Source organism: Pantoea trifolii (assembly GCF_024506435.1).
In the GTDB taxonomy this organism is placed as follows: Bacteria; Pseudomonadota; Gammaproteobacteria; order Enterobacterales; family Enterobacteriaceae; genus Pantoea; species Pantoea trifolii.
Genome location: NZ_JANIET010000003.1, coordinates 52,340 through 71,656 on the forward strand (window position 1 = coordinate 52,340; position 19,317 = coordinate 71,656).

A 19,317-nucleotide genomic window follows, 5' to 3' on the forward strand; every position below is an offset into this window, starting at 1 on the left:
CTATCAAAGAGGCAAGAATGCATTGGTACTTCATCTTTCTATATTCGCGCTAACGGTGGGTTACTGCCAACTGACGCGTGAAAAAGTGGTCGAGGTGATCCACCGCCTGATCGACGTACTCCGGGACGTCGTACATCTGATAATGGCGTGCGCCTGCGATTTCAAGGACCGGCTGAGCAGCTCGAACCAACCCAGCGAGTCGGTAACCATCTTCAAAAGAGCCGGTTGTCCCCGCAGAGTTTCCTGCAACGATAACTTGCACCGGCTGTGTGAGCAGGATTTCCGCCAGATGGAAAGCATCGAAGCCAAGAATTAACGCATCACTCAAGTAATGGCGGCGATTAGTGGAGTTTGCGTGTTGTCCGCGCTCGGTTCGGTAGTAAGTGATAGCCTGCAGCATATCGATGTCCGCTATACCCGCTGCCTTGGCCTCGGCCAGCGTATCAGGGATCCATTGATGCAGTACCGGCGCAGCGCCGTGGGCTTCGTCTATCGCTTGCGCTGCTATGGTTTCCAGGAGACGGTTGAGGCCATCATCAGCTGCAACCATTTTTCGAAAAGCACTGCCGATATCGCTGGGTACCACGACCCCCAAGGCCTTTACGCGATGGTCTATCATCGTTCCGGCTGCTGCGTAACCGCCGCCGGCGCAAACGCCCAGCATGCCAATACGCCCGTCGTCAACCTGGTTCTGCCTAATCAGGAAATCGACGGCAGCGCGCAGATCGGCGATACGGGCCGCCGGACTTTCCAGATCACGTGGCTGGCCGGAACTCGCACCTTGATAGGCAGGGTCGAACGTTAGAACGATGAATCCCCGTGCTGCCAGCGCGCGCGCGTAGTTGGCGGCGATCTGTTCCTTAACGCTGCTACCCGGCCCGGTGATGACAAGCGCGGGATAGCGCTTCAAGGGATCCCCTGGGGGAGGCATGTACAGGTCGGCGGCGATGGCAAAAGTGTCACGCGCAAAGGTGGTGGACCGGCATTGGACAGTGTTCATAGTGGTGTTTCCCAAGTAAAATACTATTGAAGATAATATAGTACAATATGGAACTAGAATATGTATAAACAATCTCAGTCATGTACTATAAGTAAGTACGGGCGGAATGGATGAGCGATGCTGCAAACATCTGGGCTCTGAACCACCGTGTACTTGGCCTCGTTATGAACGAATGCGCCGAACAACTTGCGTCGCTCAGGCTGGAAACGAAGGAATTTTTTGTACTTGGCGAAATTGAGCCGTGCCGCTATCCGGCCGAACTTGCCAAACGTTTGATGTTGCCAAAGGCCAGCGTGACAGTTTATTTGCGCAACTTGGTTGCAAAAAAATTCGTTCGACGCGAGATCGATGAGGGAGACCTGCGCCGACACCGATTGGTGCTAACTTCAGAAGGCAGACGCACACTCGACGCAGCAACGTTGGCGCTGTCTTCAAGCTTCGAGAAGCGCCTGACGCGACTGAAGGCGCAGGAACGGGCTGAACTAGAACGTCTACTTTCAAAACTTGTGTGACAGAAGCCCGCCGTTGGCTGAGTGAATAAATGGGTCAACTCGTAGTTGACCTGCTCTTCGGTGAATCGTGACTTTTTCATGGGCACCTCTCTTTTGAATCATCTTAAAATAACTCTGAGGCGTCATTTAAACCGGTAGATATTCAGTTAGTTGTGTCACACCTAACACCAGAAAATCTTCATCTAATTCAAATCCATCTGGGCAAATTCAGTGTGCCACTACACTCGCGCATCGTAGCTACGCTGGTGATCCTGAATGGTGTTCGTGTTCTTGACTGTCCAGTCGAACAGTATCGAAAACGGTTCCTGTAATGACTGCCCGAGCGGCGTCAATGCATACTCGACGCCGAGCACGCGGCCATCCAACACCTTGCGAGTAACCATGCCGTTACGCTCCAGCTTACGCAGCGTCTGCGTCAGCACGCGTTGGGTGACGCCATCGAGGCGGCGCTTGATAGCATTGAATCGACGGGGCTCTCGCAATACCGTCAGCACCATCATCGACCATTTATCAGCGATCTGGTCGAGGATCACACGACTTGGGCAGTCGGCGCGGTAGATAGGGTCGGTCTCAAACATTGGTATTCTCCGGCATCCTTAGGATGCTTAAGGTGCGTAATTGACGCCAAGTATCTAAATAGCACCATGAGCCTGATAGTCTACCCAACCAAGGAAACCGAAATGCCCGATACCGAGTACAGCAGGCTTCACATTTCCCGCGCCAATGGCGTGGCGACGATCACGATCGACAGCCCGCCGGTCAACGTTCTCGACGCCGTTTTAATGCGCGAGATGCGCTGCTTCCTTTTTTCCGTTCGCGCCGATGAAAGCACTAAAGTGCTTGTATTCCAGAGTGCGGATCCAGAGTATTTCATCGCCCACGTAGACATGACATTAATCGATGACCCGCACGCCTTCGACGAATTTGTTCGCCAAGCTCCAGCAGGTCTCAATCCGTTCCAGGCGTTCGGGGAACTGCTGCGTGAGCAGCCGCGGGTCACCATCGTCAAGCTCACTGGAGTGGCGAGGGGGGGCGGGGCTGAATTCGTCTCGGCGGCCGACATGGTATTCGCCTCAGAAGGACGGGCGGGACTTGCCCAATGCGAGGCGTTGATGGGCATCATACCAGGAGGCGGCGCCACGCAGTATTTGTCTGCCAGGATGACGCGCGGTCGCATGCTTGAGGTGATTCTGGGCGCCGATGTCATCAATGCGACCACAGCAGAGCGTTATGGATGGATTAACCGGGCTTTGCCTGCAGCGGAACTCGACGGGTTCGTTGATCGGCTCGCGCGAAACATCGCTGCGTTGCCCGAAGGCGTTATTGCTGCGGCCAAGCAGGCCGTGCCCCTGGCAGACTTGCGCGAAGGCTTTCTTCGTGAGAACGACCTTTGGGCCAGTCTGTTCGCCCGTCCCGCCGCCGAAAAACTCGTTCGCGGCGCGCTCAAGGCAGACGCGCAGACAAAAGACGGCGAAAGGAATCTGGAGGATTTACTTCGCCGACTGGACCTGTAGATATGCCACGTCTGCAACTGAACCCGCCCCTCTTGAGAAACCGAGTTTTACAGGCGCGTTAAAAGCGATTTGCAGAATGAATGCCCAAAGAATCGATCAGCTTACTCGACGATAAGAAGGTGGTTTCCATAAGGTTGCTACTCCCCCCCAACACCTAACCTCTGCTTTATACTATAAGCAAACGTTAGGTGTTGGGGGTTACGCCTGTCAGAGGATTGATGAAAGGATTCAATGTGCTGGCGTCGAAGCACGACACTCGCCCTTACTTAGGCCATAAAAAGCTTGTCGAATGTCTCAGGGCGTGAAGCGGACATTTACATATTTGTTCCAGTGGCCAAATTTAGTGCACCACTACACTAACGTCGGGGGTGTACTAATCAAAATGGAACAGGTCAGTCAACCCTGCTAGCTTAAGTAAGCCACCGAGACCAAACACATAGAAAGAGTTAGCAATTAAATAGTGATTAAAATCAGATTGTTATATATAACTAACTGTTAGCGTAATTCAGATATAACGATGGATGTGTTATCGCCCGAAGTGCCACAGCAAAAAAATACGTCAAAATGGGCGCACCGTGGTTTCAGATTAAGGCGCAAGAATACCCCGAAAAGATTTATGTTTTCAGTAGCAACTATGCCCTTTACCACTCGATGTCTCAGCGTGTAATGACCGCTCTTGAAGAGATCACACCAAGGGTTGAGCAATACAGTATTGATGAAATGTTTCTGGATCTGACGGGCATAGACGGGTGCGAAAACTTTGAAGATTTCGGCCGACGTCTGCGTAAACACGTACTTGAAACTACGGGACTAACCGTAGGCGTGGGTATGGGCCCCACAAAAACACTGGCCAAATCGGCTCAATGGGCAAGTAAAGAGTGGAAACAATTCCGTGGAGTACTGGCGCTAACGCCCAGCAATCCAAAGCGCACCACTACTCTTCTTGAAAATCAGCCTGTTGAGGAGATTTGGGGAGTTGGCCGGCGAATTGCTAAAAGACTAAACCTGCTGGGGATTGAAACCGCGCTCCATCTCTCACGCGCTCATCCTAAATTCATCCGTGACAACTTCAGCGTTGTTCTGGAGAGTACTGTGCGAGAGCTTAACGGCGAATCCTGCATACCCTTAGAAGAGCTTCCTCCAGCCAAGCAGCAAATCGTTTGTAGTCGTAGCTTCGGTGAACGCATCACAACGAAGTTTGCCATGCAGCAAGCACTTTGCCAGTACGCAACGCGTGCAGCAGAAAAACTACGCGGTGAACGTCAATACTGTAGCCATGTCAGCATGTTCATTCAAACGTCACCCCATGCACACAATGAGATCTACTATGGCAACACTGCAGGTATGAAGCTTTCGCTTCCTACGCAAGATACCAGAGAGATCATTGATGTTGCGATGAAGTCCCTTGATCAAATCTGGCTTGAAGGAAAAAGGTATATGAAAGCCGGCGTCATGCTCGATGATTTTACGCCTAATGGAGTGAGCCAGTTGAATCTGTTCGATGAAAATCAACCTCGGCCCAACAGCGAAAAGCTCATGAAGGTTCTGGATGGTATCAACCAGTCCGGACTTGGCAATGTGTGGTTTGCTGGTCAGGGTGTCGATACAGAGTGGAAAATGAAACGTGAATTGTTGAGTAACGCCTGGACTACCAACTGGAACGAGATCCCTGTAGCCAGAGTGTATTAGAGCCTGACAGCACGCTTTAGGATGAGATGCCCTTTGAGCGTAAATAGCCGGTCGCCAATTTAGCGGTACCTCCGCACTAGCAGATAATAATAGAGATAATTCATAACAGGGATTGAACCTATGACGTGGAGGCGATGATCAATGCATCAGGATCATGGTTATAACCATTTTCAGTGAGCGCTAAACTTAACATCCGGTTTCTTTCGAGTTCCCAAGAAACAAGGGAAATCGAAATGTCGTTGAAAGGGGTTCACGCAATGAACTACACACCTGAAGTGTTTCCAATGTGAGAATCAATTCATCATGCACCATTGGCCTGGAATGACACTCATCTTCCAGGCCTGTTCAATCTGGTTGAAATTGTAAGAACGCTAAATGTCGGCGGGGCATTTTTGTAGACAGCTCCCTAAGTTCTCTAATGGTTTTAATTCGTTTCGACACCAGTTAGTACTTTTAACTCCCATCGTGACGCCATTACTCACATAACCCCATCTGAAATAGTTCTGTTCTACGTCTATGATCACTCCCAATAGGTGATAGATGTTTTGAGGGTAGCATCATGCTTCTGAACAGAACTAACACCAGACTTGGCATTGGGAGTGGTTATAGTTATACGCTGGTGTGCCAATATGCATTTACCCAATTCATTCCACTCCTGGCACGTGGTCACTGTCTTCTCTATGGTGAAATAGGTCGCTGTAGAAGTTAAACTGAACTCTCTACCTGATTGATCATAGGAATAAATGTCCAATACTGACGCTGAGCGTTTCTGAAGGAGGCGTCTACTGGCATCATATTCATAGATTGTTTTAGCATTATCTGAACGAAAATTACTTCTTCTATCCGTGCTAAGTAACCGCTCAGTCGCATCGAAACGGTAAGATGTCTTCGCTACTCCAATTTGATTTAGATTTCCTGTCATTGCCTCAAATCTTTCGCCTGACTTACTTATTACTCCATTTTCCCCTAATAAGATCACGCCCTCAACTTGCTGGCTAAAGAGTTCGGTTTTCTTTTTTGAGTCCGTATCATTCATGGCGTTATTAAACTTCAAATTTGTTTTCCAGCCATACTCTTTTTTGTTGATTTCGGCAGAGTAGGTCGCCGTTAGCACTCGACTTCCCGTTTGGTAGTTCTTTTCCTTAGCGAACTCTGCTTTTATCAATTCTCCGCAACGGCTGAAAATAGCTGAAACTGAACTGTGGATGAAACCATCACGGCTTTCGATGGTTAGTTTCATTGTTTTGGGAGTGTCAGCTGAAGGCTGCTCATCAAAGAGAATGAAATTATTCATCTTGTTATTTTGAACTTGCTGAGGTGAACACTCAGAGCTGCTCACGCCGAAAGTGAAGAGTGATAGAAGAGAAAGTAGAGCTGAAGTCTTTATCATTGCCATGAATCCATCCTGAACATTCCATTTGATAGGGCATTGTATCTATAAATTCACTATTTCCAAGATTGGTTATAGGTCTGTAGAAGCAGAATAAAAATATGGAAACCCACGGTCTATTTGCCGCCATAAAATTGCACGAGTGAGTAGAGCAATAACCTTGAATGTACGTAATCCTGATGAAAGACATTTAAGAAATCTTATCCAAAGGTTTGATAGGATAACAAGGTATCACTTCGCTTCAACTGGCGGGGGGAACGCAAATGCTCAAGGGAATTTCAATCTGAAATAAAAAACGAAACCCTATATTTTTCATAAACTTAACATTGAAATAACTATGGGTGATTTTGCGATTTTTCATCACGTAGTCTGAGTTAAGAGAAGAGGGCAGGGTGCAGCAAAAAGCATCACCATTGACTGAAAGGCGTTCGCTTATAGAAGAAAGAAGGCTGCTGAATGAGCAATGATGAGTGGGATCAATATCTCATGCTCGGTACAACTTTTTAAAGAATACCGTTAAAAGTTGCACGCAGCATCATAAGCTGTACACTGGCTGCAAAAGTTACCAACGGAGCGGAGTAATGAAAAGTAATTACGGTGGGGTAGACGTAACAGCGCGTAGGGCAAATGCCATGCTTCGCAGCATGAGTGATGACATCACTGATAGACGTAATGAATACGGCCTCGATCAGTATTACCAGACATTCACGCGAAATTCGGTAGCTAATCTACCTAAGCTTAGCCGCCGCGCTGTTGAACAAGCGGTAGAAGAAATGGAATCTAAAGGGCATGTGTTTGGCAAAAAGGACGCCGGTAATGCCAAGCACTATGCATTAACCATCCAGGATGTGGTTGATATTTACGCTCATCGCAAAGTGCCAAAGTATCGCGATATTCATGCAGGCGAAGGTCCGTTTGTTGTGTTTGTGGTTAACCTTAAAGGTGGCGTATCAAAAACAGTCACTACGGTCACCCTTGCTCATGGCCTGCGTGTTCACCCAGACCTATTACAATATGACCTGCGTACCCTGGTGATTGACCTTGATCCACAGGCATCCAGCACCATGTTCCTTAATCACACGAATAGTATTGGCTCAATCGTCGAGACAGCAGCTCAGGCTATGTTGAACGATCTGGATGCTGAACAAATCAAAGAAGACATCATCAAGCCGACCATCATTCCTGGCGTGGATATCATCCCAGCTTCGATTGATGATGGCTTTATTGCTAGCCAATGGAATGACCTGGTTAATCAGCATTTACCGGGTGTTCTTCCCTCTGATGTATTGCGCCGGAATATTATTGATCGTGTTGGCCAGGACTATGACTTCATCTTTATTGATACGGGTCCGCATCTAGATGCCTTTATGCTTAACGCCATTGCCGCCAGCGATTTACTGTTAACGCCTACGCCGCCGGCACAGGTAGATTTTCACTCTACGCTGAAGTATCTGACGCGCCTGCCCGAGATGCTTGAGCAGCTTGAGGAGGAGGGCATCACTCCCCGTATCAAAGGTAATATCGGTTTTATGTCGAAAATGACGTCTAAGCGGGATCATGAAATGACGCATGGTCTGGCTCGTGATGTGTTTACTTCCTACATTCTCGACGCCTCACTACCGCGCCTTGATGGCTTTGAGCGTTGCGGTGAGAGTTTCGACACTATTGTCAGCGCAGATCCTCACTCTTATCCGGGTAGTGCTGAAGCCCTTAAGAATGCGAAACGCGAAGCTGAGCGTTTTACGCAAGCTGTATTTAAGCGAATTGAGTTTGTAAGAGGTATTAAGTGAAAAAAGAAATGGTAAAACTTGGCCGCCAATTCGGTAAAACAGGCTTCTCTAAAACGCTGAATGAAATCGATGGCGAGCGCGTTTTCACTTTAAAATCAGGTGCAGAAGCAAGCTTTACTCTTACAAGGGTGCTTCATGATGATATCGAGTCAAACACCTACGTGGATGCAGCGATAAACGGTCGTGACCAAGCGTTTCTGACCCCGGAATCTGTTAGTGATATCGCGCGAACGATCAAGTTACAGCAGTTCTTCCCGGCTATTGCCCGCGAAATGGATGGGCGAATTGAGGTTCTGGATGGTTCACGCCGACGTGCAGCCTGCATCTTTAATGGCACATCGTTTGAAGTGCTGGTTACACGTGACGAAATTAGCCTTGCAGATGCGCGTCAGCTTGCTATCGATATCCAGACAGCCAAGGAGCATACGCTTCGTGAGCTTGGAAAGCGTCTTCAGTTGATGTACCCGGATGATATGAATAAGTCTGACATTGCTGAAGCTGAAGGGTTGTCTGCAGCCAAAGTCACCAGAGCATATCAAGCCGCAGCTGTACCAGACGAAATGATCGCCGTATTTCCTTCAGTTAGTGAGTTGTCCATCAACGATTATCAGACATTACTGGATATTGCTGACAAAGCTAAGGCCCAGCATATAACCATCGAGCAACTCACTGCAGCGGTGCAAGAACGCATTGATAATGATGTCTCTTATGCACCTGAAGACCCGAATGTAAAAGCGAAAATTATCGCATATTTCCGTGCAGAAAATACCGGGGTGAAAAACAAACGCGGTCCCAAGCAAGTCGTCACTGAAAAAATAGCTGACTTTAAGGACAAGAAACAGTTTGCCCGCAAGAAAACCGACAGTGAAAAAAGATTGGTCACATATGAGTTCTCACGCCTCCCGGCGACCTATCAAGCAGAACTTGATGCTGCTGTTAAAGCTGTAATAGCACGCATGCAAGCTGAAGGTAATAGCTAACATGCATCCAAAGAGGCACAGCTTTATTAACTGAAGCTGTGCCTCTTTCAAACGCAGTCACTAAATCGCCCCTTCCCAAAAGCATTCTAACCAATTGTCATATATACAAAAAACCAAAATATTTCACATTGAAATTCCCATAAAGCACATCTTAAAAATCATTAAACAAACAAGCTTCGCGCTATGTGAAAAGGATAGCGGGAAAGAGGTGGAGTGACCTTGGGTGTAACTTAAAATCGGCGCGTCATACCCATCTCCCAAGCTTTGCTTCCATATTCAGGTCATCATTCCATAATAATTCCCGTTGTGCCTGACCGCGGCACATTCAGTTTAAGTCTCGCCATTCAGCGCTGAATATGGACTACACCTATTATAATCCTGCCGACACTCATCAATAGTATTCCTACCGTAATTATTCTCGCTGATAACCTAGCTCATTCAGGTACTCATCTCTAAATCTTCCATTTGGACTCACATTAGATCCGTACTGTTTCGGCTGACCCGGCTGGATGAGTCTTGGTTCCACATGATGTTTTAAGAGTCTGGCATGTAAATGCTGATCTCTGAACAGTCCTCGTCGTCGCCGGGTAGCCACGTAACAGCACGATACTGTCCAGAATATATGTGACCTGACTGCAAAGCAGCGGTGATCGTCCGGCTAGCATCCGTGTAATCATCTATACAGGTCAGGTAATTATTATGGCGACAGCTGACGAGTGCTTCCATGATGACCTTCATCAACCTGACCAGATTCAGTGCATTCGTACAAGAAAGTGGAAGCCATTCAGCCACCAGCCTTTTACAGTGCTGCCTACGCTTCTCGCAAAGGACGTTAGAATGATAAATGCCATTCATTCGCTTGTGAGTGACACATAGATCTGCACGCATCAAAAGCCACCAGATATAGCGATAACTAAAGCGCCGGCATTCGGAATACAGGTCATTGATGCGTCTTTTAAAAAGGTGCAAGGAGCTGGACGCTGCGACTTATAGAGGCAGTTCTACATGTACAAATCTATGAGCCTGAAAGCAAGTCACTGCGACAGACCTGTCACACACATAAACTCCACGACTTCCCGTGATTTATCTGTCGTCAGTGCTTTTGGGCCAGAGCCATCTGAAACGCCTCTTTAGCCAGTATGACTTCGGCAAGCAGATTCATGAACCGGGCATTCTTTTCTTAAAGTGACTTAATGTACTTCACTTTAGGAATTCGATGCCGCCAAACTTCTTACACCGGACAGAGGAGGTAGTGTCTGAAATGGCGTGCTTGCAGCTAGTTACCATGGCTTCAGCCGCGTGGAAAAGCTGATGATCTATTCGTCGGAAAAACGTCTCTTCCTGGAGATAGCCTCACAATCCTGATGCCGACATGACTAACACAGGGAGGTATCCATCAAAGTGCATTAGGTAATGCATACCAAAGCCGATACGAATGACATAACTTTTGCTGTGGTGAAATAAAATCGTTAGATTGAGAACTAAGAGTGGATAGCTTGGTTGGGGTGGGGGAGATATCGTGGAAAAAAGCTGAAGGTTGATTTAAACACAATTCTGCCACATTTCTTGTGCTGGATTTGTATTTCCCTGTAAGAATCCCTTAAAAACAATCGTTTATTAGCACTGACGTCGCTACGTGAATTTTAGTGACTTCGCTGCACCAATCCTCTGCAGAATTCACCAGAACGCGTCACAAATTGGTGTGTAAAATTGCCCCTAAGCATCAATTTGTCATTTCAAGGTGTAACCACATTTCAGGTTATGCTCCGTGCTACGGTCAACTTGAATTCACCAGTTTCCTGGCACAAGCGTTCATTTCACCATTTGAGGTTGCCAAGCTACATCGTCTCAAGAACATATGATGTGGAACGGCTTTAAATCAGGGGGGTGGTAAAATCCCTGAAGTTTAAACAATGGGGGAAGGTAGGGAAGGGCATTACGGCTTCGCTAGAATTTTAAATCTCGGTTCTGTTGAGCATCGCCATTATGTGCCAGACAGCACTAGATTGTGCTGATTAGGCTATAGACTCGGGTAATCGTCTCAGGATGATATAGCGTTCACGAGGTTTAGTGCCCTGGGGTATTATGCGAAATAAAGGTCCTCAACTCGCTGATTATCCATCAAACACTTCAGAGTCTGCTCTCCAATTCCATCATTTGACGTACTTAGATATGAGACTTTTAGTGGAAAATTCGTGTTAAATGCCTTGGGAAATTAATTTTTAAACGGCCTGTTACTACGGTTTTGCGGTACAGCTGATGCTTTAAAGCCGGCAAGAAGAGGTGTTGCTGAGCAAAATAATGTTGGGGATGTATAAAAAAAGTGTTCCAAGGTAGAGTTCAAAAGTTTTCTAACCCATTAAAAGAGAAGTGTATTATACGTTTTTACGTTTTTACGTTTTTACGTTTTTACGTATTTACATCAGTAAGTTACTGATTACTTTCTCTTGTTCTAACAGATCTAAGCCATCACTCATCTTCTTTTAACAGCCCTTTTATTACGCCATTCTCTCAACAAATCCTGCTTCTACTATTTTGAAGATTTCACTTGATGCTTATTGGATTCCCCCATTAATGGCGGTTGATCTGATCGATGTGTAGGTAAGCATCTACACAAGTGATCAATTAAAAATGAAATTTATCATGGCATTGAGAAGGAATGAGACTGCACTCAACACTATCAAGTGTCGCCACTTGTTACTGCTTACAGGGAATGTGAAAGGCCTGACGAGCTAGATTTTGTTGAAAACGGAAAGTGTATGTCATGGGTAATCTCAATCCAAATGACTACTATAGCGAGTAAGTTACTCACTACAGCGGTCTTTAGCGTTGCACGAGCTACTCACACCTAAGTAAACCCATACCAACTCATTGGAACGAAGGCTAATGTGGATACTCACTACAATAGTCATCTTCTCTCTATAGCAGTCATCATGAGTTGCTGTTGAAAGTTAACAACGCGTTTATGATCCAGAAGCCAAGCATCAGTACTGTTATATGAGCTCTGTTAGAAGCGGTGTTTAGTACAAGCTCAGTAGAAATCCTCAATCATTACAAGCACAAGTCACAGTATCCCCGTATGTACACACTGTTTCAATGCGATGACCAGTCATCAGTGAGGCCGGTTCTTACCCTTTTATAAGTATGACTGGATATAACTTACAGGCTTATAGCGTTCCTTTATTTATCCCCATTATCCACAGGTCAGATCCAATAACTTGATCCCAATATGATCCCATTGAGATCCTAAACAGATCCCGACAACGCCACAGGCCTTGCTAACTGTGGGCTAAACGCCTGTCGATGACTGCTGTAGTGAGTGTAATGACCAATATAACGAGCATCTTGACTGCTATAGAGAGCAGAGATGACCAATATAGAGAGAACATCATGACTGCTATAGTGAGTAACGAGCTGATTTGCTTGTTAATAAGCCAGTTAATCGAAATTATGGTCAAACACCTGCTGCTCGTAGGTTCGGTTAAACCACTACATTTTCTGTGTTCTAAGTTTTAAATAGTTATGCACCGAAAACAGCACGCAAAATGGGCAATTTATTGGTTTTAAAGTTATCAACTGCATAAATCCAATAACAGATCCTAATAAGAACCTATATGTTCCAAACAGATCCCGGATCGCTCTGATGCCTTGCTGGACAAGGCTTTAGCGTTGATCGCTGACTGCTATAGCGAGTAGAAAGACTACTATAGAGAGTAATTAAACCGCTATAGTGAGTAGAATAACCGCTGTAGTGAGTGATAATATCCACTGTAACGAGTAACGGCGACTATCGCTTGTTCAAATCACGGATTTTCCAAATGCCGAAAAAAGAACAAGAAATCAATCTGATAGCTGATGCTTTCAGTGAAACAGACAAACGAACCGGTGAAGTTGTTCACCTAACACCTAACAGTAATAATACTGTTCAGCCTGTTGCATTGATGAGGCTGGGTCTATTTGTTCCCACGCTTAAATCCACTGCAAATGGTCGTAAAAATCAGATGTCTACAATGGACGTCACCGATGAGCTGAAACAGCTGACGATCGTAAAGGCTGAAGGTTATGAAAATATCAAGATCACGGGTGCACGTCTTGATATGGATAACGACTTCAAAGCATGGGTCGGGATCATTCATGCCTTTGCGAAGTATAAAGTGCTGGGAGATAGCGTAACGCTTCCTTTCGTTGATTTCGCCAAACTCTGTGGCATCCCATCATTACGCTCGTCTGCGAAGCTTAGAACGCGTCTGGAAGCCTCTCTGACACGCATTGCAACGAATACCATCCACTTTGCCAACAAAGAGGGTGAGTACTACGTGACGCACCTGGTTCAGTCAGCAAAATACAGTGTCAAAAATGACACTGTGACCCTGCAAGCCGATCCTAAGATCTTTGAACTCTATCAATTTGATCGCAAGGTGTTGCTCCAGCTTCGAGCTATCAACGAATTAGCGCGTAAGGAGTCTGCACAGGCACTTTACACCTTCATCGAGAGCTTACCCCCAGATCCCGCCCCGGTGTCCATGCAGCGCCTCCAGGCTCGGTTAAATTTGACCTCTCGGCCTAATACTCAATATGCCACTGTAAGAAGGGCTATGGAGCAGCTGAAAGAGATCGGTTATCTCGATTACACAGAGTTCAAACGAGGATCGACGATCTACTTTTCGATCCACTATCGTCAGCCGAAGCTCAGACCTGCAAACATCCCAATCAGTCTTCCTGAACTTGAAGATGAACTGGACAATGAAGTTGAAATCGCACCCGCTAAGAAGCCGGTGAAAGCGAGGGCGGCTCCAAAAGCCAAGAAGGAGCCGGCCGGCAAAATGGTGATGTTGTCAGAAGAAGAACTTGCAATGCTTGAAACCATCAGGAAGAGCAAAAAGAATTAATCCTCATCTTCCGCAATCAGTCGGTTTTAGAAAGAGGCTCATCACTTCCTGGTTTGTTGACCGCTATAGAGAGATGCCTCTCTCTATAGCGGTCATTTACGTGGGAGAGATGGTTCGAGAATCCCCAATTCACTTGCTATAGCAGTCATTTGTGATGTAATCTTCTTAACCGCTATAGTGAGGAAATGAAATGTTCTCTATTTCAAAACGACTGCTATATAGAGTATAAGCCGACTATATTCGGCCAATATTCTCAACCGCCCTGGTAGTCACTAACCCCGCAACCCTTGTAAGCAGTGATGTTAGTAGGCACTAACACTAATTATTGACTCTCGTAAGTTGCACTCGGTCCTAAGCATCTTGACCGAGACAAATACCTATACTCTCCGAATACTCTCCATAGCAGTCTTTGAATTCATATCGATAATCACTCTCCATAGCAGTCATTCGAACAGACAGCGCTCTTACTCTCCATAGCGGTCATTACTCTCTATAGTGGTCATCATTTACAGCAAGTCCTCATCACACAATGAGTATGATTATTGACCAAATTAGCCGGGGAGGAGTCTTAGGATCTGATTATTTAGGGTAAAAACGTTATTGCACATCGGACGTAACACTGTCACGTCTTAAAACATTGCTGTTAGCATAGAATTAGAAAACGGAGAGAAAAGTGCATGATTTTGGCAGATATGCAAAGCGTTAGGTTTGAACGAAATTCTGGTTTTAACCACATCGGCGGCATACTTGAGTAGGTGAGAAAATGAGAAATGGCTCACCAGGTAATATCATGATTCAGGGCTGAATCGCCACAGGTTTAACAGACACCTCAGAGTCATTTAAGATGGCTTAAAGAGAGGTGCCCATGAGCGGTAAGCGTTATCCCGAAGAGTTTAAAATTGAAGCAGTCAAACAGGTTGTTGATCGTGGTCATTCTGTTTCCAGCGTTGCAACACGTCTCGATATCACCACCCACAGCCTTTACGCCTGGATAAAGAAGTACGTTCCGGATTCTTCCACTAATAAAGAACAGTCAGATGCTCAGGCCGAGATCCGCCGTCTCCAGAAAGAGCTGAAGCGGGTTCCCGACGAACGGGACATATTAAAAAAAGCCGCTGTGAGTTCAACGGGTCGACGCAACGCTATCCTTAAAGAAGTGGCTGCGTCTTTGATGGAAGACTTGATGAAAATTTACTGACAAAAATAGCGCGCATATGCTGCAAACGCAGGCGCAGTCATTAATTTACCGGCTCCCTTTTGTCTTACTGAAATGCCAGCAGTAAATCCGGCGGGCTTTTCATTCATTTGCAGCTACGCCCTACTGTCAGGAACAGTACACTGCGCTTTTACAGAAAATCAGCATGCTGACAATAGCAGAGACAAGATTTATGCAGATTTATTTGTGAGCAGTTCAGTCATAAAGACCAGCAGAATTGCCATTGCCAAACATGCTCCGACCACAGCGATCGCACTCCAACCGCCATGATAAAAAGTAAATGAACCCAGCGCCGAACCCACTGCACCACAAATGAAAATCACGGCCATATAAGCCGCATTTAGCCTTCCCCGCGCCCCGGTATCCAGACTTTGGATGGCACGCTGGCCAAAGACCTGATTCGCCTGTGTTGCGGCATCGAGAATTATCGCGGCAAAGACCAAAATCATCAATGAATCTTCCGCGTGCCCCCAGCCACTCATCAGTAGCGCAATACCCGCGCAACCGATCACTATACCGGTGCCGATTTTTGCTCCCCCGCGGTCTGCAACTTTACCTGCCACGGGAGCTGAAAGTGCCCCTGCCGCTCCCGCCAGCGCAAAGGCAGCAATTCCCGCTTGGGCGAGACCAAAACGCAGATGTAGCATGGGAGGAGCGGCAGTCCAAAACATATTAAATATGCCGAACATCGTACCCTGATAGGCCGCCCGGCTTTGCAGAGTTCTGGAAGTTATCAGTAAGTTAAGCATTGACCGCAGCGTAGCCCAATAATTTCGCTTCGATTGGGGATGCCATTGCGGTAACGCGCGCATCATTAGCACGAAGGTACCGAGCATCAAAGCCGCTGAGAAGACAAAGATGGATCGCCATCCCCAATAGCCTGCCAAAAAACTCGCTAAGGGGCGAGACAGCATAATGCCAGAGACCAATCCGAACATGATATTGCCGATAATTTTTCCACGTTTACGCTCCGGCGAAAGATGAACCGCAAGCGGCACCAGGACCTGACTGCCTACTGTACAAACTCCAAGCGAAAACGAAGTGACCACCAACGCTGCGGGACCAGAACTGACCGCTACGCCAATCAGGCTAAGTATAGTACCCGCGGTTGTCATCAATACTAACCGACGGTTCTCAATCAAATCGGCCAGGCAAACCAGAAAAAACAGACCCATGCCATAGCCAAGCTGGGTGGTGGTGACAATCAGCCCCGCGAGACTCGCCGGGAGATGCATACTACTTGCAATCAATCCGGCGATTGATTGTGAGTAATAAACATTCGCGGTAGTAGCTCCGCAGGCAAAAGCAAACAGGATGACAGTGGAAGGCTTTAAGCTTGCCATTTCTGGCGCAGTGTCAGGGTGCAGCGTCGTTTGTGTCGTCAAATGATGTCCCAATCTTATTCAATTTTTTCTGAAGGAGGATGAGTGTAGACCTTGCGGGAATCATTGATAAGTGCTGCAATAACGAATGTATCTTTCGGGATTTCCGAATAATGCTAGAAAATTTGAAGTTGTTCCTCATGATTGTAGAAAAGGGCACCCTGTCAGCGGCTGGACGTGAGCTTGGGCTTTCTCCGGCCTCGGTGTCTGAGCGTCTGATGGCGTTGGAATCTTATTACAAGGCGACATTTCTGACGCGAACCACTCGCTCGTTAAGCCTTACAGAAGAAGGACGCATTTTCGCAATTGGAGCACGTCGGCTACTGGCCGAGGCCGATGAACTTGAAAGCCGCATCAAATCTGGAACACAAATAATATCGGGCCCAATCAAGATCACCGCGCCTGTCGATTTAGGGCAGACTCGTATTGTGCCGATTCTCGATCGGTTCCTTGCAAGTCATCCGGATGTCACCATTGATCTCAACCTGACTGACAGTTTTGTTGATCTGGTAAGCCAGGGAGTCGATTTCGCCATACGTTATGGAATATTTTCTAACACCACACTCAAGGCCAAACCGATTGGGGAAAATCGTCGTTTGATTTGTGGATCCCCCGATTATTTGAACCGTAAAGGCATTCCATTACACCCCGATGATCTTTTAAATCACGAATGCATCATGATGCGCTTTACGCAGGGAATCGAGCGTATTTGGTCATTTCAAAACCATGGAGCACCCTATGCCATCTCAGTTAACGGACAGCGGACAACCAACAATGGCCAGTTAATCAAACAGTGGGCATTGCAGGGACATGGGCTGTGTAAAAAGTCCATCTGGGATGTTGAGGCTGACCTTGCTTGTGGCAGGCTTGTCGAAGTTTTGGCTGCCTATGCCCTTTCACCAACTGCATTGCATTTCGTTTACTCGCCAGCTCCCGTTCAGCCTCGTCGGGTAACAAAGCTGATCGATGTTATCGCGCATGAATTAGCGAAATCCTATGCAAATAGCTGATAAAAGGGTGTGCCAATTTCGCTCAAATCGTACTTTCCTAACGCGTCAGCTTCGTGCTATCAGTTCAACCGATTGATGCAAAACACTTATTGCGTCTTTTACGTTCGGTCATAATGTCACCTGTTTTGACTATGAGGTGATGATATCACCTCTATTCAGCTGGCCAAATTCAGTAAACCACTACATGTCAGCACCTCAGAAGTGCGGCAGGGCTGGAGCTATGTTAAAGGGCTGGATGATTTTGGCTATAACTACCCTCTCCGATCGCTGGTTTCGGGCCCATATCTGGGAGGCCAGGGCGAGAAAGAAGCCGTATATCCGATTCGCTACAATGACAGCAAAGGGGAAACGCTGGACGGAGCCAACAGCTATACGCTGACGCTCGATTCAGAACCGCCGGTTAACGCTTTCTGGTCCATCACCATGTACGATGCTGACAGCAAAATGCTGGTTGATAACGCGCTGAACCGCTACAAGATTGGCTCTGATACTAAAGGCCTTGTTAAGGGTAAAGATGGCACCCTGAAGTTGATAATCTCGCATGCAAAACCCTCTGATGCCGATGCCAACTGGTTGCCTGCTCCTGAGCATAATTTTTATCTGATGTTCAGGCTCTACCAGCCTAAAGATTCGGTGATGAACGGAAGCTGGAAATTACCTCAGGTGGTGAGTAAGTGAATTAATGTCCGCTTTTGGCTGTGAGTTCAACCGATGGATGCAACACATTAGTTAAAACGCTCTGCGGGTGATTCATCGTCTAGCGTTTTTCTTGGCCTCTCGTTGAGCTGCCTGGCAACACTGTTTAGTCTTTGTTGGCTGTGAACAGATAAAAATCCAGGATTTCTGTCCGGTACGTCCGGTTAAAGCGTTCGATAAAGGCATTCTGTGTCGGTTTGCCTGGCTTGATAAATTCCAGCATCACGCCATGGTCCTCAGCCCATTGTGCCAGAGCCAGTGATATCAGCTCCGGGTCATTATCCATCCGCATCTTCAGCGGATATCCACGGTTTGCCACTATCCTGTCCAGCACCCGCACAACCCGCTGCGCCGGGATATTCAGGTCAATTTCTATGGCCAGAGCCTCACGGTTAAAATCATCCACGACGTTGAAAGTCCGAAAACGTCGGCCACATGTCAGCGCGTCGTGCATAAAATCAATCGACCAGCTCTGGTTGAGTGCTTCCGGCGTTGCCAGCGGAGCCGGATTGCGCACCGGAAGACGTTGTTTCCCCTTGCGGCGAAAATTGAGTTTCAGCAGGCAGTAAATCCGGTGAACACGCTTATGATTCCAGGCGTTACCCTCCTGCGAAGTACCTGAAAAAGCTTCTTAAATCCGTATCGCGGATAGCGATCTGCCAGTTCAGTCAGCGCCAGGATCACCGGTTCATCACGCCGGGTATCGGGCTCATAAAAATACACCGTCCTGCTCAGCGATACTGTCCTGCATGCCTGGCGGATGCTCATGGAAAATTGTGCAGTCAGATAGCTGACAAGCTCCCGCTTTATCGCTGGTTTTAGAGCTTTTTTTCAATAACGTCCTTCAGCGCCCGGCATTCCAGACTCAGATCGGAAAAATCTGCTTCAGACGACGATTCTCGTCCTCAAGATCTTTGATTTTTTTGATATCAGCGGCTTCCATCCCGCCATATTTCGCCTTCCAGTTGTAGTAGCTGGCTTCGGAAATAGCGGCTTCGCGGCACACATCTTTGACGGTGCGCCCGGCTTCGACAGACTTCAGAACGGCGATGATCTGGTGCTCGGTGAATCGGATCTTACGCATAGCGATCTCCACAGGTGACATAATCAGTATGTCGGAAGATCTCTAAAAGTGAATGGGCCGGTTAAGCGGGATACCTACAATCATCTGACATTACTAACTGAAGGTTGTATCTAATCCTGGTGGCAGGTCAACAGAGGTGCTGTGTTTCTCAACTTCAGGGCTACG

At 47.1% G+C, this 19,317-nt stretch carries 11 protein-coding genes and 3 pseudogenes; 9 read left to right on the plus strand and 5 right to left on the minus strand.

The window, feature by feature from the left end:
• Positions 1 to 49: 49 nt before the first annotated feature.
• A complete protein-coding gene (locus NQH49_RS23200; RefSeq protein ID WP_256699257.1) occupies positions 50 to 1,000 on the minus strand; it encodes an alpha/beta hydrolase in 951 nt (316 codons plus the stop codon).
• Between the two features lie 110 nt (positions 1,001 to 1,110).
• On the opposite strand from NQH49_RS23200, the gene NQH49_RS23205 reads away from it, so the two are divergent.
• Entirely contained in the window at positions 1,111 to 1,512 is a 402-nt protein-coding gene (locus NQH49_RS23205) for a MarR family winged helix-turn-helix transcriptional regulator (protein WP_256699259.1), read from the plus strand.
• A gap of 218 nt (positions 1,513 to 1,730) precedes the next feature.
• On the opposite strand, the gene NQH49_RS23210 is transcribed toward NQH49_RS23205, so the two are convergent.
• Positions 1,731 to 2,090 carry a winged helix-turn-helix transcriptional regulator gene (locus NQH49_RS23210; RefSeq protein ID WP_256699260.1) on the minus strand — a complete coding sequence of 120 codons (360 nt, stop codon included), beginning with the start codon at positions 2,088 to 2,090 and terminating at the stop codon, positions 1,731 to 1,733.
• A gap of 102 nt (positions 2,091 to 2,192) precedes the next feature.
• Between NQH49_RS23210 and NQH49_RS23215 the strand changes: the two genes are divergently transcribed.
• Together NQH49_RS23215 and umuC are read left to right on the plus strand one after the other, a co-directional pair.
• Complete coding sequence (locus NQH49_RS23215; RefSeq protein WP_256699261.1) at positions 2,193 to 3,026, plus strand: enoyl-CoA hydratase/isomerase family protein; 834 nt, start codon at positions 2,193 to 2,195, stop codon at positions 3,024 to 3,026.
• A gap of 513 nt (positions 3,027 to 3,539) precedes the next feature.
• A pseudogene (gene umuC, locus NQH49_RS23220) lies at positions 3,540 to 4,715 on the plus strand (translesion error-prone DNA polymerase V subunit UmuC); the annotation flags it as partial.
• Positions 4,716 to 5,235: 520 nt separating this feature from the next.
• Here the strand turns inward: umuC and NQH49_RS23225 are convergent.
• Positions 5,236 to 6,111: a hypothetical protein gene (locus tag NQH49_RS23225; protein ID WP_256699172.1), complete on the minus strand. Its 876-nt coding sequence runs from the start codon at positions 6,109 to 6,111 to the stop codon at positions 5,236 to 5,238.
• Between the two features lie 575 nt (positions 6,112 to 6,686).
• Between NQH49_RS23225 and NQH49_RS23230 the strand changes: the two genes are divergently transcribed.
• The 4 genes and pseudogenes from NQH49_RS23230 to NQH49_RS23250 all read left to right on the plus strand — a co-directional run.
• Positions 6,687 to 7,895 carry an AAA family ATPase gene (locus NQH49_RS23230; RefSeq protein WP_222185884.1) on the plus strand — a complete coding sequence of 403 codons (1,209 nt, stop codon included), beginning with the start codon at positions 6,687 to 6,689 and terminating at the stop codon, positions 7,893 to 7,895.
• Entirely contained in the window at positions 7,892 to 8,875 is a 984-nt protein-coding gene (locus tag NQH49_RS23235; RefSeq protein WP_256699173.1) for a ParB family protein, read from the plus strand. Before NQH49_RS23230 ends, NQH49_RS23235 begins: the two co-directional genes overlap by 4 nt.
• A 3,818-nt stretch (positions 8,876 to 12,693) precedes the next feature.
• A complete protein-coding gene (locus NQH49_RS23245; RefSeq protein ID WP_176973216.1) occupies positions 12,694 to 13,764 on the plus strand; it encodes a RepB family plasmid replication initiator protein in 1,071 nt (356 codons plus the stop codon).
• An 865-nt stretch (positions 13,765 to 14,629) separates the two neighbouring features.
• Positions 14,630 to 14,878: pseudogene (locus NQH49_RS23250) on the plus strand (transposase); the annotation flags it as partial.
• Positions 14,879 to 15,150: 272 nt separating this feature from the next.
• On the opposite strand, the gene NQH49_RS23255 reads toward NQH49_RS23250, so the two are convergent.
• Positions 15,151 to 16,365, minus strand: a complete 1,215-nt coding sequence (locus NQH49_RS23255; RefSeq protein WP_256699174.1) for an MFS transporter — start codon at positions 16,363 to 16,365, stop codon at positions 15,151 to 15,153.
• Positions 16,366 to 16,475: 110 nt separating this feature from the next.
• Between NQH49_RS23255 and NQH49_RS23260 the strand changes: the two genes are divergently transcribed.
• Both NQH49_RS23260 and NQH49_RS23265 read left to right on the plus strand, forming a co-directional pair.
• Entirely contained in the window at positions 16,476 to 17,372 is an 897-nt protein-coding gene (locus NQH49_RS23260; RefSeq protein WP_256699175.1) for a LysR family transcriptional regulator, read from the plus strand.
• 201 nt (positions 17,373 to 17,573) lie between these two features.
• Positions 17,574 to 18,050 carry a DUF1214 domain-containing protein gene (locus NQH49_RS23265; RefSeq protein WP_256699176.1) on the plus strand — a complete coding sequence of 159 codons (477 nt, stop codon included), beginning with the start codon at positions 17,574 to 17,576 and terminating at the stop codon, positions 18,048 to 18,050.
• Positions 18,051 to 18,192: 142 nt separating this feature from the next.
• On the opposite strand, the pseudogene NQH49_RS23270 reads toward NQH49_RS23265, so the two are convergent.
• Positions 18,193 to 19,152 (minus strand): annotated as a pseudogene (locus NQH49_RS23270) (IS3 family transposase); the annotation flags it as partial.
• Positions 19,153 to 19,317 lie beyond the last annotated feature (165 nt).

Excerpts from the sequence above, each read along its gene's own strand:
- NQH49_RS23200 (WP_256699257.1), bottom strand. The coding sequence starts at position 1,000 with ATGAACACTGTCCAATGCCGGTCCACCACCTTTGCGCGTGACACTTTT.
- NQH49_RS23205 (WP_256699259.1), top strand. The coding sequence starts at position 1,111 with ATGAGCGATGCTGCAAACATCTGGGCTCTGAACCACCGTGTACTTGGC.
- NQH49_RS23210 (WP_256699260.1), bottom strand. The coding sequence starts at position 2,090 with ATGTTTGAGACCGACCCTATCTACCGCGCCGACTGCCCAAGTCGTGTG.
- NQH49_RS23215 (WP_256699261.1), top strand. The coding sequence starts at position 2,193 with ATGCCCGATACCGAGTACAGCAGGCTTCACATTTCCCGCGCCAATGGC.
- NQH49_RS23225 (WP_256699172.1), bottom strand. The coding sequence starts at position 6,111 with ATGGCAATGATAAAGACTTCAGCTCTACTTTCTCTTCTATCACTCTTC.
- NQH49_RS23230 (WP_222185884.1), top strand. The coding sequence starts at position 6,687 with ATGAAAAGTAATTACGGTGGGGTAGACGTAACAGCGCGTAGGGCAAAT.
- NQH49_RS23245 (WP_176973216.1), top strand. The coding sequence starts at position 12,694 with ATGCCGAAAAAAGAACAAGAAATCAATCTGATAGCTGATGCTTTCAGT.
- NQH49_RS23260 (WP_256699175.1), top strand. The coding sequence starts at position 16,476 with ATGCTAGAAAATTTGAAGTTGTTCCTCATGATTGTAGAAAAGGGCACC.